Below are 15,392 nucleotides of genomic sequence, written 5' to 3'. Positions count from 1 at the left end.
GTTCCCGTGCGGTTTCTCATGGTTGACGCGATCACCGAACTGGACGGCGGACGCCGGGCGGCCGGCGTGAAGAACGCCGCGATGAGCGAGGACTACTTCGCCGATCACTTTCCCCAGCAGCCGATCCTGCCCGGCGTGCTGGTGCTGGAGGCGATGACCCAGCTGGCTCGCTGGTTGGTGATCACCGGCAGCGACTTCCAGACGACGGTCGTGCTGAGCGCGGTGCAGCACAGCAAGTTCATCGACTTCGCGGTGCCGGGTGATCGGCTGACCGTCGAGGTGGACCGACTCGACGGCGGCACACCGGAGCACTCGGCCGAGATCGATTTCCGCGGCACCGCGCAGGCGCACGGGCGCAAGATCGCCGTCGCGACCTTCCGTTGTCGCAGTTACCCATTAGCCGAATTCGAGGATCCGGACAGCACCCGGCGGCACTATCAGGTGCTGCGGCTCAACGGCACAAAGGTGACCGGGCGATGAGGCGCCGCGTCGCCGTCGTCGGTGCGGGCGTCCTGTCCTGCATGGGCACCGACTATCGCGCGCAATGGCAGCGAATTCTGGCGGCCGAGACCGGGCTACGGCGACAGGACAGCGAAAGTCCCTCCGAGCTGGGCTATTTCGGGGCGGTCGACGATACCGAACATCCCGTCGCCGCGGCCGACCGTAAGCAGCTCAAACGGCTGACCAGGGCCTCCCGGCTCGGCGTGTTCGCGGCCGATCTAGCGGTGGCCGACGCGGGACCGGTCTTCCGGGCCGCGGCGACCGCGCGGCGCGGAATCTATATCGGCTCCAACGAGAACGAGGACGAACACAACTACCTCGACCGGTTCGCACCGGTGCTGGCCACCGCGCGCGAGCCGGACGGCACCCTCGACTACCGACGGCTCGGCCACGCGGCACTGCACCGGGCCAAGCCGGACTTCCTGCTGTCCGGGTTGCCCAACGCGGCGCTGTGCCAGATCACCATCCGGCACGAGATCTGCGGCGCGAACAGCACTCTGGTCGACGGCTCGGCAATGGGCCTGTGCGCGATCGGGCGTGCCTTCCGCGCCGTCCGCGACGGACGGGTCGACGTGGCCGTCTGCGGCGGAACCGATTCGGGCGCAGACGAATTCGCCCGTCTCGCATTGCGCGAGTTCGGGTTGACCTCCGGCTGTGCGCGCGGTGCGCGCTCGGTGCGGCCGTACGACCGGGATCGCGACGGATACATCTGCGCCGAAGGGGCGGCCGCGCTCGTCCTCGCCGAGGTCGAGTTGGCCCGCGCATACGGCGCGGACCTCCTGGCCGAGATCGCCGGTTTCGGGGCCGCCACCGATCGGGGCCGGCCGGTCGCCCCCGATCCAGACGGCAGCGGCGTCCGCGACGCGATCACGCGGGCCATCGCCGATGCCGACATCGATCCCGGGCAGATCGGCTACGTGTACGGGCACGGTGACGCCACGGTGGACGGCGATCGTGCCGAACTGCGTGGCATCGCGAAAACCCTGGCGCGCGAACGGCCCATCCGGCTCACCGGCACCAAGGCCGCGACGGGCCACATGGGCCCGGCCACCGACGTCGCCGAGGCGGCGTTCGCCTGTCTGAGCGTGCGCGACGGCATTATCGCGCCGACGCTCAACCTCGAGCGGCTCGATACGGCCGCCGGTGCGGTCAGCGTCGTGGGTCGGCCGCGTGCGCTCGACGCACGCTACGCGGTCACGCTCAGCCGGAACGTGGATGGTCCCGAAGTCGCCGCGTTGGTGCTCGGCGCATGGCAAGAAGCGAGGTGAGGTGCCGTGTCAGCGGATCTGGCTGGACGCTCCGTCCTGGTCACCGGCGGCTCCCGGGGCATCGGCCGGGCGATCGCGCTCGAGTTCGCCGACCGCGGCTCGGACGTGATCCTGACCTACTGGCGCAAACGATCCGCCGCCCGCGAGGTGGTCACCGAGATCGAACGCAAGGGCAGGCGGGCGCTCGCGCTGCGCGTCGATGTCGGTGAAAGAGACCAGCTGAAACGCCTCTTCGCGGAGATCGGCGAACAGTGGGGCGGGCTGGACTTCTACGTCAACAATGCCGCGTCGGCCATCATGAAACCGTTGTTCGCGCTCGAGACCCCGCACTGGCGCTACACCCTCGACACGAACGTCACCGCAGCCTTGTTCGGTTGCCGCGCGGCCTACGAGCTGATGCCCGACGGGCGCGGCGCCATCGTCCTGCTGTCGAGCATGGGCGGGCGGCGTTATCTGCCCAGCTACGGCGGACTCGGCATCTGCAAAGCGGCGATCGAATCGATGGGCCGCTACCTGGCCGTCGAGCTCGCGCCGGGGGTCAACGTCAACACCGTCTGCGGCGGGCTCATCGAGACCGATTCGGTGCGCGCGCTGGCCGGCGCGCAGGAATGGATGCGGCAGGTCGCGGAGGTCGGCCCGATGCGGCGGGCCGGGCGGCCAGCGGATCTCGCCAAGGTCGTCGCCTTCCTGTGCACCGACGACGCGAGCTGGATCCGGGGCCAGACCATCGTCGTCGACGGCGGCGCCTCGCTGACGTCCGGATAACGACCGACTAGGAGGCATTCGTGCGCACCGTGATCGAGGAAACCCGGGGAATCTACGACCTGACCCACCGTCAGATCACGCTGACCCCCTCCGGGCAGGCCATGATGGCCTACCTGTGGCAAGACTGGGGCGGCTATCTCGGCCAACTGAGCTGGACCACCAGGGATCAGCTGCGCGAGCTGACCCGGGCCACCGGGTTGGCGCCGCGAACGACCGGCCTCGATCTGTGTTGCGGCACCGGCGGAATCGCCCGCTACCTGGCCGAGGCCACCGGCTGCGCGATGACCGGCCTCGACTACTCCGCACCCGCGATCGAGATCGCCCGGCGCGCCGGGACCGCCGTGCGCCCGCCGATCCGCTTCGATCACGGCGACGCCCGCGCACTGCCTTACCCCGCAGCGACATTCGACGCGGTGGTGAGCGTGGACAGCCTCGTCATCGTGCCCGACCGTCATCGGGTGGTGGCCGAGTGCGCCAGGGTGCTGAAACCCGGTGGCCGCCTGGTCTTCACCGACGAGGTGCTCACCGGTCCGTACCCGCGTGACCCGGACACGTTGCGCGCCCTGTCCGTCTATGGCCGTCTGTTCCCGCAGACGCCGTCGGGCTATCGGCGGCTACTGGCCCACGCCGGATTCGTCGACATCGGCATTCGGGACACCACAGCGATGTTCGTCGCGATCAACCGGCGCTGGGCCGAGTCGTATCGCCGCTTCGCGAAGCAGGGCCGGGAAGTGCTCGGCGACAAGCTCTTCGACGACGGCCTGGCATTCTTCGAGACGCTCGCCGAACAGGGCGCGGCCCGGCGCCTCGGTCAGGTCCGGGTGCGCGCCACCCGCGGACCCGCGTAGCCGATGGCGTACTCCGCGAGCCGCGCCGGGCACGATCAGCGCACGACCACCGTTCCTGCCGAGTCGACGCTCGCTGTGCTGCACGGTGTTTCGAAGACGTTCGGTCGCGCAGACACGGCCGTGCACGCGCTGGCGGAGCTGGATCTGACCATCACGTCCGGCGAACTGCTCGTGGTGCTCGGTCCCTCGGGGTCGGGCAAGACCACGCTGCTGAACGTGCTCGGCGGCCTCGAAGCGCCGACCACCGGCGATATCAGCGTCGACGGCCGGGCGCTGACCGGCCTCGACGCGAAGGCGATGTCCACGCTGCGCCGGGAGTCGCTGAGTTTCGTCTACCAGTTCTTCAATCTCGTCCCGACCCTGACCGCGGCCGAAAACATCGCGGTACTGGCCGAATCGACCGGCCGAGCGGTCCGGTCCCGAGTCCGCGAGGTACTCGCCGAGGTCGGACTGACCGAGCAGGCGCACCGCTTCCCGGCCCAGCTGTCCGGCGGGCAGCAGCAGCGGGTCGCGATCGCGCGCGCACTGGTGAACCGGCCACGCCTGCTGCTGTGCGACGAACCAACGGGCGCACTGGATCTGGATACCGGGCGCGGCGTACTCACCCTGCTGCAGGATCTGTGCCATCGCGATGGTCGCGCCGTCGTGCTGGTCACCCACAATCAGGCGATCGCCGCCATCGCCGACCGGGTGCTGCGTATGCGCTCCGGCCGCGTCGTCGAAGACGTACGCCAGGACGCACCATTGACGGCAATCGAGGTCTGCTGGTGACCGGGCATCCGTCGCTGCGCCGGAAACTGCTGCGCGACATCCGCATTCAATGGCCGCAGTTCGCCGCGCAGACGATGATCGTCGTGCTGGGGGTCGCGCTGTTCACCGCGTCCTACGGGGCGTACCGGAACCTGACCGCCTCCTATGCCGGAACCTTCGCGACGCAACGGTTCGCCGATGTCTGGGTGACCGGCGGCGATTCGGCCGCCATCGCCGCCGCGGCGCGCACCGTGCCCGGCGTCGCCGACGTCCTCGTGCGCCGGCAGGCCGACGTGCCGCTGCGCGTCGGCGCGAACAAGCTGCGCGGCCGGATCATCGGCATTCCCCCGGACCGCACACCCGAGATCAACTCCCCGGTCATCCTGTCCGGTCGTTATCCGGCCGCGAACGAGATCCTGGTCGAACACCACATGGCCGAGCACTTCGGTTTGACTACCGGTGCAACGCTTTCGGTGCTGGGCCCAGACGGCTGGCGTGACGTCCCGATCGCGGGCGTCGTGTCCTCGGCCGAGTACCTCTGGCCCGCGCGCAGCCGCCTCGACATGTTCGCGCTGCCGGACAACTTCGGCGTGATCTTCGCGGCCGAGCCGCTGGCCGGCGCGCTCACCCCGGGCGCGACCGACCAGACCCTGGTCAGATTCGCCGGCTCACCGAATCCCCCTGCGCTCGAACAGCTTGGGCGCATGGCGAACAGTCACGGCGCGCAAGAGGTGCTCGACCGGGCCGATCAGCCGTCGAACTGGTTGCTGCGCATGGACATCGACGCCTTCGGTCGCCTCGCCTATCTGTTCCCGTCGCTGTTCCTGAGCGCCGCCGGACTGGTGGCCTACATCCTGTTACATCGGCGGGTACGGACCGAACGCCCGGTAATCGGAGTACTGCTGGCCGGCGGCGTGGACCGTGCGGCAATCCTCTGGCACTACCTGCAATACGGGATCGTCGCGGGGCTCGCCGGGGCGATCGCCGGAATCCCGCTCGGACTGGCCGGATCCGGCGCATTGAGCCAGGTCTACCTCCGCGCGATCGGCCTGCCGGAGTCGGCGGCGGTCGTCGAGATCTTGCCGATCACCGTCCTCGGCGGGCTGATCTTCGGTGTCGCGGCGGGCGCACTCGGCACCCTCGCGCCGGCGCTGCTTGCCTGCCGTACCCCGCCCGCGGCCGCGATGCGCGGCCCCATGCCACCGCGGCCCGGCCGAATCAGCCTGCCCGAGCGCATGATTCCACCGCTGCGCCGACTCCCCGCGCGATGGCTGCTCGTGCTGCGCACTATCGCCCGCAACCCGCGGCGCACTGGGTGCACCGTCCTGGGCACCGCGCTGGCGCTGCTGGTCATTCTCACGTCGTGGATCATGTTGGACACCATGGCCCAGGCCTTGGACGTATCGTTCCATCAGGTGCAAACCGCTGACGCACGAGTCGATTTCACGGCTCCGGTCGATCAGCGCCGCCTGGCCGAGCTGACCCGCGCCGACGGGGTCGTGGCCGCCGAACCGATGCTGCGACTACCGCTCACCCTGACCGCGGGCGGCGCAACTTATTCGACCGCACTCATCGCGCTCCCCCGCGACACCACGATGCACGGCCTCCGTCCGGTCACCGGCTCCACCGTTTCCCGCGACGGCCTGCTGGTCGGCAAGGGCATTCGACGCCTGCTGAAGGTCGATAACGGCGACACGGTCGAGGTGAAAGTGCCTGGCGTGCAGCCTGTTCAGGTGCCCATCGCGGGCGTGCTCGACGAACCGATCGGCACCTTCGCCTACGTATCGATCGAGCAGCTGGACGCGCTGGCCGGCACGCCGATACCGGTCGGCTCGGCCCTGCTGCGCATCGCCCCGGGCGCCGGCCCCGATCAACTCCGGCGCGAGCTGTCCGGTCGTCCCGGCATCGCGGCGTATGAGGATCTGGCCGAGTTGAATCGGCTGATCGACCGCTATGCCGGATTCTTCTTCGTGTTCGTCGGCGTGATGCTGGCGCTGGGCAGTGTGCTGGCCTTCGCCATCATCTTCACCACGATGTCGATCAACATCGCCGAGCGCCGCCGCGAGGTGGGCGTGCTGCGGGCGGGCGGGATGCCGCCCGGCATGATCGCACGCCTGATCACCGGCGAGAACGTGCTGATGACGCTGCTCGGCCTCGCACCAGGGCTGGCGCTCGGGGTGCTCGGCGGCCGCGCTTTCCTGTCCACCTATACCAACGACCAGTTCCAGCTCGACGCGGTCGTCCGGCCGAGCACCCTTGGCATCGCGGCGCTCGCGATCCTGGCGGTCGCCGCCGGGTCGCTGTTGCCTGGGCTGCGCGCCGTTCGCCGTCTCGATCTCGCCGCGATCATGCGCGAACGGTCCGATTGAGCCCGCCCGGAGGTGCGCCGATGAACCATTCCGCCTTCGTCACCGGCGGCAATCGCGGCATCGGCCTGGCTATCGCCCGCGAGCTCGCGCGCCGGGGCAAGCCGGTAGCGGTGTCGACGCGTTCCGGTGCGGCGCCCGACGGATTGTTCGCCGTGCCGTGCGATGTCACCGATCAGCGGCAGGTGGATCGCGCGTTCACCATGATCGAACAGCGGCTCGGCGCGGTCGACGTGCTGGTCGCGAACGCGGGCATCACCAAAGACGTGCTGCTCGCGGCGATGACCGAGGCCGACTTCGCGGGCGTGGTGGACACCAACCTGGTCGGCACGTTCCGGGTGATCAATCGGGCCGCCCGGACCATGATTCGCCAGCGGCGCGGCCGGATCATCCTGGTGTCCTCGGTGACCGCGCTGCTCGGCTCGGCCGGGCAGACCAACTACGCGGCGTCCAAGGCGGGCATGATCGGCTTGGCGCGCTCGCTCGTGCGCGAACTCGGCGCCCGCGGTATCACCGTCAATGTGGTCGCACCGGGATTCGTGGACACCGACATGACCGCCACGCTGACTCCGCAGTGGCGCACCGAGGTCACCAGGAAGATTCCGCTCGGCCGTATCGCCGACGCCGCCGAGATCGCCCGGGTGGTCGCGTTCCTGGCCGGCGACGACGCGGGTTACATCACCGGCGCGGTGATTCCGGTGGACGGCGGACTCGGCATGGGCCACTGACGGCCGCGGCGCAGCCCGTTGCCCGGTGCGGCCGGGTGCGGTTGCCCGTGGTCCGCGCTGTTGTCGAGTAACGCGATCAATCCGGTCTCGTAGGCCACCGCGACCGCCTGCCCGCGCGTCCCGACGGCCAGCTTCTGCAATACATGGTGCACGTGACTGCGCACGGTCGTCGCCGAAACCGAAAGCTGCCGTGCGATTTCCGCGTTCGAGCGGCCGTGCGCGAGCAGTCCGAGGACCTCGGCTTCCCGGCGGGTCAGGCTTCCGGCCACCTGAATATCCAGCTTCCGGGTGACGCTGGAGGCCACCACATGATCGAGGCCGCCGACGATCTGCGGCGGCACCACCAGTCGATTGCCCACCGCGACAACCCTTATCGCACAGAGCAATTCGAACGGCGAGCAACCCGACGAGAGCAGCGCACGCACGCCGGTCCGCACGAGCTTCACCGCGCGCGCCACATCCTCCTCGGTCATGACCATGATCACCTTCGATGCCGCGACGATCTCGGCGAGGCGATGCTTTCCTTCGACGGCGCCGACGAGCAGAACCACGTCGGGCGCGTGTGCTTTGATTGCGCCGAGCAGGCTGTGTCCACCGGCGACATCGTCCACGACATCGATATCCGGCTCACGATCGAATTGAACACACAGACCCGAACGCATCAAGGCGCTGTCCGCACAGACCACCAATCGAATGGTGACTGGCCGGTGCGCCGACACGCTCACTCCCCAGCACTCGCTCACCGACTCGGGGGTCGGTGCCTCAATGGATCCGGTAATCGCATCGCGAAGGTGCGGGGCGGGCCGCTCCACATGATCAGTTCCATTGCGTGACAAAACATCTCACGCTCCTATCGGTCCCAGCGAATGTTCACCAGGGTAGCACGTAAATGATGTATGACTTCGTTGTTTCATCCCGAATACATTGTGCAAATCAACGATTCTTCATGTGCACACTGTCGATTACATATGCCTGCCGGAACCATTCTCAATAGTGCGTTCTATCCTTTCGGTCACCGCACCTCTCACGTACCCGCAACAGCGTCGTGGCAATTTCCCGACCGGCTGTACCCAGTAATGAGCTGAGCGTGGTCCGATCCACTGTCCAGCGCGGCAGGCGTTCGAGAAACTCGCCGACCTCGGCCATCGTCGCGATCAACTCGCCCGCGCCGTCGCCTGCCGTGCTCGGCGCGATCCGCATTTGCAAAGTAATTGCGCCGCAACGCTTTCCGATAAGTCGCGCGACCACCGCCTCCGCGTAATTCTGCACCGACGGTCGCGGTCGCGTGCCGATCGCCCGCGGCGAGAGCACCAGCCTGCCGAGCAATCCGACTCGCCGAAACTCCGAGAACAATGGTGAGCGCACGGCCCGGCGCAGCATCGAGTCCATCGCCATCTCGATATCGGCCGCCCCGGATCGGTCGTGTTCGGCCGCTTCGATTGCCGCACGGGCGAGCCCGGCTGCCATATCGTTTCGGTAATGCGTGCGCAGCCACCGCGCCGAATCCGGTGCGGTGCGCGACATCTGCTCGAAGACCGCATCCGAGATCATCACCGCGCCGATCGGCACCAGCGCGTCGCTGAGCGCCTTGGACAGCGCGACCAGGTCCGGCCGGAAACCGCGACCGGTGCAGGCGAGAAAGTTATCGGTGTCGCAGCGCCAGAAACCGGTGAATATCTCGTCCACCCCGACCAGAAAACCGGCGGCCGCGCGCCGCCGTTCGATCTCGTCGAGCACCGCCTGCGGAATTTCGACGCAGTCGTAGCCCTGCACGATTTCCAGCCATACCACCGCGATATCGTCGCGTCGCAGCGCGCGCCGCAATGCCGCCGGATCGTTGATATCGGCCTCGATCACCTCGATCGGATACGGGCTGAAGGCATGCTCGTCACGGTCGCGGAAGAACGAACTGGTCCGGCTCAAGGCCAGCGACATCGGGCCCTTGCCGGAATAGTTTCCGCGACAGGTGAGTACCGTCGCGCGGCCCGGCCGCGCGCACAGCGCCGCGAGTAGCGCGTTGTCGACGGCGCTCTGTCCACTCACCGCGGGCAGCATGATCGGTAGCCCGGTCAGCCGCGCCAATGTGCCTTCCAGCCTCGATGTCTCGTCACCGTCCGTGCCCGCCGTCATGATCACGCCGGGCGCCTGCACGTTGTGCCCGCGGAACGCCGGCCCGGTACCGGATGCCAGGTCGACATAGTCGCGCGTGCCGTGCCGATACCGGACGCCGCCCGCTTCGTCGAAGGTCAGGTTGATGGCGGCGAGGTCGATCGCCCTGGTCTGCCAGGTATTGCTGTGCATACGAAGGCGCGCACTGCGGGTGAACCTGTTGCGCCGCATCCGGATTACCGCCGCATGCTCGTGGCGATCCATCGGCCGCCAGCGAACCAAGGTCTCGGACAACATCCGCATGGCCAGCCCGTTGCCGCCGAACGTCGACACGTGCGCGATGCTGTCCATCGTGTTGTTCCACAGCGCGAACATCTCCCTGGTGAACGAGACAGTGCCACAGGGCATCTCGTTGCCGGCGCTGACCTCGCCGAGAAGCACCAGATCGGCGACGGCGACCGAATCGCGCAGCGGAGCGAGCGCGGCCTCGTCGCCCAGGAGACCCCACGCCACCACCGCGCCGCGCTCGCGCGCGACCTCGAGCGCCGCGCGCACCGGCGTCAGCACATCAGCGGAAAGACCGTCGACGATCACGACATACGATGTCCACTCCGCGCCGACCCGGCGCAGAAACTCTTCGACCCTGCCGACAATCAGCATGCCGTCCGCGACGATCGCGGACAGACCGGGCACCGCGTGCCCGAATGCGTACGGCGCGGTCCCGGTCGGGTCGAGCACCAGAATGCGGCAGGCTCCGGCCGCGCCGCCGCGATTGTGCCGGTTGCGCAGGTATTTCACCACCGTGCCGAGCGCTTCGACCCCGGAATTCACGAACACCGAATGCCATGCGGTTCCGGTCGAATCGCCGCGGCTGAGCAGCCGATGCAGTAGATACGCCGAAACCGCGCCGTCCGGCGGAACATAGGTGCTGGCCAGCACCATGTTCGGCGATTTCGCCGCTACCCGTTCGGCCAATATCTCCCGCACCCGGTCGTGATTACCCGGAAATGCGATCCGAATTTCCGGCCGGGCCCAGCGCGCGTCTTCCGAAGTCACCCCAGTCGACATCAAAGCAGCGTATCGCCGGGAAACCCGGCCCTACATCGGCCGAACGGCGACGTGCACGTCAACGGTTATCCGACGACTCCGCGAATTGGACCGACGGCAGCCGATTGCCCGCAGAATCCGGCTGTCCGGCCGGCATCGAGATCGCTAGGGTGGCGAGGTGATGTCTACAGCGCAGATGCTCGCCCTCGGCGGCGTGATCCTGGTGGCCGCCATGTCGCCGGGACCGGACTTCTTCATCGTGACCCGGAGTTCGGCGCTGTCCGGCCGCCGCGCCGGAATGGCCTGTGCGGCAGGGATTGCCGGCGGGGTATTCCTGTGGTCGGTGGTGAGCGCGCTCGGTGTCGCGGGACTGCTGGCGGCGTCGGCGCTGGCCTTCACGATCGTCAAGCTCGTCGGCGCGGGCTACCTGATGCTGCTCGGTGTCCGCGCGCTCCTGGCCGCGCGCCGCGGCGGCTACGAGACGACCGCGGACCTGCCGACCGGCGGACCGAGCGCGTTGGCGGCGTTCCGTCAGGGCCTGCTGACCAACCTGCTCAATCCGAAGGTCGCGGTATTTTTCCTCGCCCTGCTCCCCCAGTTCGTCCCCGCCGCACCGACGGTCACCGATACCGTTTCCCTCGGCGCGATCGCCGCGGCCGTCTCCCTGATCTGGTTCTCGGTGCTGGCCAACGTGGTCGACGCACTGCGCGGACTACTCGCAAGATCGAGCGTCCGTCGCACACTCGATACCGTCATGGGCACCCTGCTGGTCGCCTTCGGCGTCCGAATCGCCTTCCAGAGCAACTAGTCTCATTCACTCCGCGGATCCGGTGCTGATGATTGCACGCCAATCATCGAGCAGCTTGTCGCGGTGTTTGGTGCTCAGAATCGTCGTCAGCGCCAAGCCGCGGAAATAGGTGAGGGTCATCTCGAAGATCGTGTCGAAGTTCGACGGCACGGGTTCGGCCACCTGCGCGAGGATGGATGCCCGAATGTTGCCGTGCAGCTCCCGCTGATGCCGTAGCAGCGCGCTGCGCAGTTCCTCGTCCGTGCGTGCGGCCACCCATAGCTCCAGGACCGCGCCGAACAGCGGGGTGGCGAAGCTGCGCCAGAGGACCGCCGTCCAGTCCGGGTCCGGAGCTGCCGTCTTCGCACTAGCGTCGACCTCGCGCATCTGCTGGTCGGACAGATGGCGCACGGCGTCGACGAGCAACTGGGCCTTGCTCGGATATTGGTGCAGCAAGGCACCGCGGGAGACGTCGGCCCGGGCCTGTACGGCACCGATGCTGGTCGCCGCGTAGCCGTCCTCGATCAGGCAGTCGACCGCCGCACGGAGGATCCGATCGCGGGTTTGCTGACTGCGCGCCGCATCGCTGTGTTGACGACCTTCCGTACGACCCATGGGTGCATCATCTCAGGCGTTGACAACAGTACGATCGGACTGTTTCACTTTGCGCACGCTTGCCGCCCAGAACCTTTCGCCCTGCGTGTCGAGGGCGCCCACCTCACGGATGGATGAAATATGCCGAGCACAACGCCGACGTGGTCGACCGGCGAAGAGATGATCGCGGTGCGCGACACCGCACGTTCGTTCTTCGCCCGCGAGGCCGTCCCGCACCTGACCCGCTGGGCCGAGCAGCGCCACGTCGACCGGGAGTTCTGGAAGGCGGCGGGCGCTTTGGGCCTGCTGTGCATGGCGGTGCCCGCCGAATACGGCGGTGGCGGCGGCACCGCCGCGCACGACCTGATCATGCTGGAGGAGCAGGCACGCATCGGCGAGCCCGGCTTCGGCAACATCGTGCACAGCGGGATCGTCGCGCCGTATCTGGTGGAGTACGGCACCGAGGACCAGAAACGGTCCTGGCTGCCGGCCATGGCCACCGGCGAGGTGATCGCGGCGATCGCGATGACCGAACCGGGCGGCGGTTCGGACCTGGCCGGGATGACCACCCGGGCGCGACGCGACGGCGACGACTACGTCATCTCGGGCGCGAAGACGTTCATCACCAACGGCGGCTCCGCGGATCTGGTGCTGGTCGCGGCGAAAACCGATCCCGACGCTGGGGCACACGGGGTTTCGCTGCTGCTGGTCGACACCCGCGAGTGCGCCGGGTTCCGCCGCGGCCGCGTGCTCGACAAGCTCGGCCAGCACAGCGGCGACACCGCGGAACTGTTCTTCGACGAGGCGCGCGTACCCGCCGCCAACCTGCTCGGCAGGCAGGAGGGGCAGGGTTTCATTCAACTGATGTCGCAGCTGCCCCTGGAACGACTCGAGATCGCCGTGGCCGGTGTCGTCGCGACCGAACTCGCGGTCGAGCTGGCGATCGAATACACCAAGCAGCGCAACGCGTTCGGCAAGCCGCTGTTCGGATTTCAGCACGTCCGCTTCGAGCTGGCCGAGTGCGCCACCCTGGCCCGGGTCGCGCGGGTCTTCGTCGACGACTGTGTCGAGCGGTTCCTCGCCGGTGCACGCGACACCACCAGCGCGTCGATGGCCAAGTACTGGGTGACCGACATCCAGGGCCAGGTCATCGATCGCTGCCTGCAACTGTTCGGCGGCTACGGCTACATGCAGGAGTATCCGATCGCCCGGCTCTACACCGATTCCCGCGCGCAACGCATCTACGGCGGCACCAACGAAATCATGAAAGAACTCATCGCCCGGTCGCTCTAGACCCCTTCGCAGACAAGAGATTCCATGTCCACAGATACCGTGCTCGTCCAGCGGGACGGGCCGATCACCCTGATCGGCATCAACCGGCCCGAGGTCCGCAATGCCGTCGACGGCCCGACCGCCGCCGGGCTCGCCGATGCCTTCCGCGACTTCGACCGCGACCCCGACGCGTCCGTCGCGATCCTCCACGGCGTCGGCGGAACATTCTGTGCCGGAGCGGATTTGAAGGCACTCGGCACCGATCGCGGAAACCACGCCGAGCCCGACGGCGACGGCCCGATGGGCCCGACCCGGATGCGGCTGTCCAAGCCGGTCATCGCCGCGATCTCCGGGCACGCGGTGGCCGGTGGCCTCGAACTGGCGATCTGGGCAGACCTGCGCGTGGTCGAGGAGGACGCCGTGTTCGGCGTGTTCTGCCGCCGCTGGGGCGTACCGCTGATCGACGGCGGCACCGTCCGGCTCCCCCGCCTCATCGGCGAAAGCCACGCCCTGGACCTGATTCTCACCGGCCGCCCGGTCGATGCCGCCGAAGCCCACCGCATCGGCCTGGCCAACCGCATCGTGCCGCACGGCCAATCCCTCACCGCGGCCCGCGACCTGGCCCAAGACCTCACCCGCTTCCCCCAGACCTGCCTCCGCCAAGACCGCCTCTCCACCCTCGAACAGTCCGGCCGCACCGAAACCGCCGCCCTGGCCAACGAATTCGAACACGGCACAACCTCCTTCCTCGCCGACACCCTCGCCGGCGCCGCCCGATTCGCCGCAGGCGCAGGCCGACACGGCGACTTCACCGACCTCGACGCCTCGAAAGGACCGAACGCCTGATACCGAGCAACCATCGGTATGAGTGATACCGACGCCCGACACCACGGGCGACACGCCGACGTGGCTTTTGCGGACCGGTGCATGCGCCGAAAACGCCACCCGCGCAATGGTTCAGGCAGACAATTGAGCTGTTCTTCGGTGGGATCTGATCTTTCGACAATCCGGTCCCGCAACGGGTGTCCGGCCCGCTCCGGGCGGCCCCGCAGCCGCAACCTGGTAATCCACGGCCGAGGTGCTCGGCCGGCGAGAAGGACAGACTCATGGCAGATAGCGCGAAGAATCGGAAGTTCAACACTGTCTTCGACTGGTTCGATCAGGGTCGGGACGGTTATCTCTCCGCGGATGATTTCCATCAGATGGCCGCGTTGTTCACGGCGCTGCCGGGCGGGGATGCCCCGGAGAACGCGAAGGCCTTGCACGATGCGTTCGACAAATGGTGGAGCCTGCTCCTGGCCGGAGGTGACAGCGACGGCGACGGGAAGCTCGATCGGCAAGAGTTCGTGCAGGTCATGGGGTCGAGCGTGACCGCGCCGGAAAACTTCGAAGACGCGGTTCTGTCCATCGCAGATGCCTTCATGCGGATCGTGGACACCAACGGCGACGGATCGCTCAGTTTCGACGAGTACGTCCGAATGTATGACGGCCTCGGCATCGACTCGACGCATTCCAGCGACGCGTTCCGTCGCTTGGACCGCGACGGTGACGGTGCGCTCAGCTACCAGGAATTCCGCACCGCCATCACCGAGTTCTACCTCAGTGACGACGAAAACGCCCCGGGAAACTGGCTACTGGGTCCGCTCAGCTGACGAACCCCAGCGCTCGGCGACCTGTGCCAACTCGTCGTCCGGGCCGAGCACGATGCGCGGGGTCCGGGTGGGGTCGAGCCAGCGCAGGACGCGGAGCAGATCGGGTCGGGCGAGGGTGACGCAGCCGGAGGTGTCGCCGGATCCGTTGACGTGCAAGAAGATTGCGCTGCCTGCGGCAGGGACCGGCGGGACGTTGTAGGTGATGAAGGCGAAGTAGTCGTATTGCGGCGTCGTCTGCCAGAGGGCTTCGCTAGCGCCACCGGGATCGGTGCCGTGCTGAAAGGTGTTGTAGCCGAACGATGTCGGGTTCGCGTTCCACCAATCACCTTCGACGAGTTGGTGATACGGGTAACGCGTCCCGGGATCGGGCTGGACGCCGTAGACGGTGGGACCGAAACCGTAGACGCCGGTCGGCGTGGACGGCACCGATTCCCGATGATGGTCGCTGAACCCGTCGGTACCGATTCTGGCGACCATCGCCGGAAACACACGCTGCCACGCCCCGTCGACCTTCTCGAAGGTCTCCAACATCGCCCACGTGGTCGCCGCGATAGGCGCGTGCACAACGACCACCTGGGTGGTGACAGTCGGCACGGCGTGCAACACCGCCGCAAGCTCGACACTCGGATCGCCGTACGTCGAACTCGTCGTGACGGCAGCAACCAACGAAACCACGAGCCCGGCAACGCACTGAGTAGCGGCCAT

Annotated in this window: 15 protein-coding genes; 11 read left to right on the top strand and 4 right to left on the bottom strand. The window is 67.8% G+C overall.

Annotated features, from left to right (window positions below):
* Positions 1 to 6: 6 nt before the first annotated feature.
* Genes F3087_RS28305 through fabG form a run of 7 tightly spaced genes read left to right on the top strand, consistent with a single transcriptional unit; the run spans position 7 to position 7,226 of the window.
* The gene (locus tag F3087_RS28305) at positions 7 to 480 is read left to right on the top strand and encodes a 3-hydroxyacyl-ACP dehydratase FabZ family protein (protein ID WP_150405097.1); all 474 of its coding nucleotides are present in this window, start codon (positions 7 to 9) and stop codon (positions 478 to 480) included.
* A complete protein-coding gene (locus F3087_RS28300; RefSeq protein ID WP_150405096.1) occupies positions 477 to 1,769 on the top strand; it encodes a beta-ketoacyl-[acyl-carrier-protein] synthase family protein in 1,293 nt (430 codons plus the stop codon). The genes F3087_RS28305 and F3087_RS28300 overlap by 4 nt, the downstream gene beginning before the upstream one ends.
* A gap of 6 nt (positions 1,770 to 1,775) precedes the next feature.
* On the top strand, positions 1,776 to 2,534 hold the full coding sequence (locus F3087_RS28295; RefSeq protein WP_150405095.1) for an SDR family oxidoreductase: 759 nt from the start codon (positions 1,776 to 1,778) through the stop codon (positions 2,532 to 2,534).
* Between the two features lie 20 nt (positions 2,535 to 2,554).
* Positions 2,555 to 3,382, top strand: coding sequence for a class I SAM-dependent methyltransferase (locus F3087_RS28290; RefSeq protein ID WP_150405094.1), 828 nt, complete (start codon positions 2,555 to 2,557; stop codon positions 3,380 to 3,382).
* A gap of 3 nt (positions 3,383 to 3,385) precedes the next feature.
* A complete protein-coding gene (locus F3087_RS28285; RefSeq protein ID WP_150405093.1) occupies positions 3,386 to 4,153 on the top strand; it encodes an ABC transporter ATP-binding protein in 768 nt (255 codons plus the stop codon).
* Positions 4,150 to 6,501 carry an ABC transporter permease gene (locus F3087_RS28280; RefSeq protein ID WP_150405092.1) on the top strand — a complete coding sequence of 784 codons (2,352 nt, stop codon included), beginning with the start codon at positions 4,150 to 4,152 and terminating at the stop codon, positions 6,499 to 6,501. The genes F3087_RS28285 and F3087_RS28280 overlap by 4 nt, the downstream gene beginning before the upstream one ends.
* A 20-nt stretch (positions 6,502 to 6,521) precedes the next feature.
* Positions 6,522 to 7,226: a 3-oxoacyl-ACP reductase FabG gene (gene fabG / locus F3087_RS28275; protein ID WP_150405091.1), complete on the top strand. Its 705-nt coding sequence runs from the start codon at positions 6,522 to 6,524 to the stop codon at positions 7,224 to 7,226.
* Here the strand turns inward: fabG and F3087_RS28270 are convergent.
* Positions 7,172 to 7,912: a response regulator transcription factor gene (locus F3087_RS28270; protein ID WP_150405090.1), complete on the bottom strand. Its 741-nt coding sequence runs from the start codon at positions 7,910 to 7,912 to the stop codon at positions 7,172 to 7,174. The two genes, fabG and F3087_RS28270, sit on opposite strands and share 55 nt — an antisense overlap.
* A 301-nt stretch (positions 7,913 to 8,213) precedes the next feature.
* Complete coding sequence (locus F3087_RS28265) at positions 8,214 to 10,403, bottom strand: aminotransferase class III-fold pyridoxal phosphate-dependent enzyme (RefSeq protein WP_150405089.1); 2,190 nt, start codon at positions 10,401 to 10,403, stop codon at positions 8,214 to 8,216.
* 160 nt (positions 10,404 to 10,563) lie between these two features.
* Here F3087_RS28265 and F3087_RS28260 point away from each other — a divergent pair, with 160 nt between their 5' ends.
* Positions 10,564 to 11,190 (top strand): LysE family translocator, encoded by a 627-nt coding sequence (locus tag F3087_RS28260; protein WP_223885407.1) that lies wholly within the window; start codon positions 10,564 to 10,566, stop codon positions 11,188 to 11,190.
* 6 nt (positions 11,191 to 11,196) lie between these two features.
* Here the strand turns inward: F3087_RS28260 and F3087_RS28255 are convergent, their stop codons facing one another.
* Entirely contained in the window at positions 11,197 to 11,784 is a 588-nt protein-coding gene (locus F3087_RS28255) for a TetR/AcrR family transcriptional regulator (RefSeq protein ID WP_150405087.1), read from the bottom strand.
* 120 nt (positions 11,785 to 11,904) lie between these two features.
* Here F3087_RS28255 and F3087_RS28250 point away from each other — a divergent pair, with 120 nt between their 5' ends.
* The 3 genes from F3087_RS28250 (at position 11,905) to F3087_RS28240 (ending at position 14,687) form a co-directional block, all read left to right on the top strand.
* Positions 11,905 to 13,056: an acyl-CoA dehydrogenase family protein gene (locus F3087_RS28250; protein WP_150405086.1), complete on the top strand. Its 1,152-nt coding sequence runs from the start codon at positions 11,905 to 11,907 to the stop codon at positions 13,054 to 13,056.
* A 24-nt stretch (positions 13,057 to 13,080) separates the two neighbouring features.
* Complete coding sequence (locus tag F3087_RS28245; RefSeq protein WP_150405085.1) at positions 13,081 to 13,881, top strand: crotonase/enoyl-CoA hydratase family protein; 801 nt, start codon at positions 13,081 to 13,083, stop codon at positions 13,879 to 13,881.
* A 260-nt stretch (positions 13,882 to 14,141) separates the two neighbouring features.
* A complete protein-coding gene (locus F3087_RS28240) occupies positions 14,142 to 14,687 on the top strand; it encodes an EF-hand domain-containing protein (protein ID WP_150405084.1) in 546 nt (181 codons plus the stop codon).
* On the opposite strand, the gene F3087_RS28235 is transcribed toward F3087_RS28240, so the two are convergent.
* On the bottom strand, positions 14,667 to 15,392 hold the full coding sequence (locus F3087_RS28235; protein ID WP_150405083.1) for a L,D-transpeptidase family protein: 726 nt from the start codon (positions 15,390 to 15,392) through the stop codon (positions 14,667 to 14,669). The genes F3087_RS28240 and F3087_RS28235 overlap by 21 nt on opposite strands.

Source organism: Nocardia colli (assembly GCF_008704205.1).
GTDB classification, from domain to species: domain Bacteria; phylum Actinomycetota; class Actinomycetes; order Mycobacteriales; family Mycobacteriaceae; genus Nocardia; species Nocardia colli.
This window is presented reverse-complemented; position numbering and strand designations above follow the sequence as displayed.

Bases quoted from the DNA above. Each gene is read 5' to 3' on its own strand.
- fabG (WP_150405091.1), top strand. From the start codon at position 6,522: ATGAACCATTCCGCCTTCGTCACCGGCGGCAATCGCGGCATCGGCCTG.
- F3087_RS28260 (WP_223885407.1), top strand. From the start codon at position 10,564: ATGTCTACAGCGCAGATGCTCGCCCTCGGCGGCGTGATCCTGGTGGCC.
- F3087_RS28235 (WP_150405083.1), bottom strand. From the start codon at position 15,392: ATGGCCGCTACTCAGTGCGTTGCCGGGCTCGTGGTTTCGTTGGTTGCT.
- F3087_RS28240 (WP_150405084.1), top strand. From the start codon at position 14,142: ATGGCAGATAGCGCGAAGAATCGGAAGTTCAACACTGTCTTCGACTGG.
- F3087_RS28245 (WP_150405085.1), top strand. From the start codon at position 13,081: ATGTCCACAGATACCGTGCTCGTCCAGCGGGACGGGCCGATCACCCTG.
- F3087_RS28255 (WP_150405087.1), bottom strand. From the start codon at position 11,784: ATGGGTCGTACGGAAGGTCGTCAACACAGCGATGCGGCGCGCAGTCAG.
- F3087_RS28285 (WP_150405093.1), top strand. From the start codon at position 3,386: ATGGCGTACTCCGCGAGCCGCGCCGGGCACGATCAGCGCACGACCACC.
- F3087_RS28250 (WP_150405086.1), top strand. From the start codon at position 11,905: ATGCCGAGCACAACGCCGACGTGGTCGACCGGCGAAGAGATGATCGCG.
- F3087_RS28300 (WP_150405096.1), top strand. From the start codon at position 477: ATGAGGCGCCGCGTCGCCGTCGTCGGTGCGGGCGTCCTGTCCTGCATG.
- F3087_RS28265 (WP_150405089.1), bottom strand. From the start codon at position 10,403: ATGTCGACTGGGGTGACTTCGGAAGACGCGCGCTGGGCCCGGCCGGAA.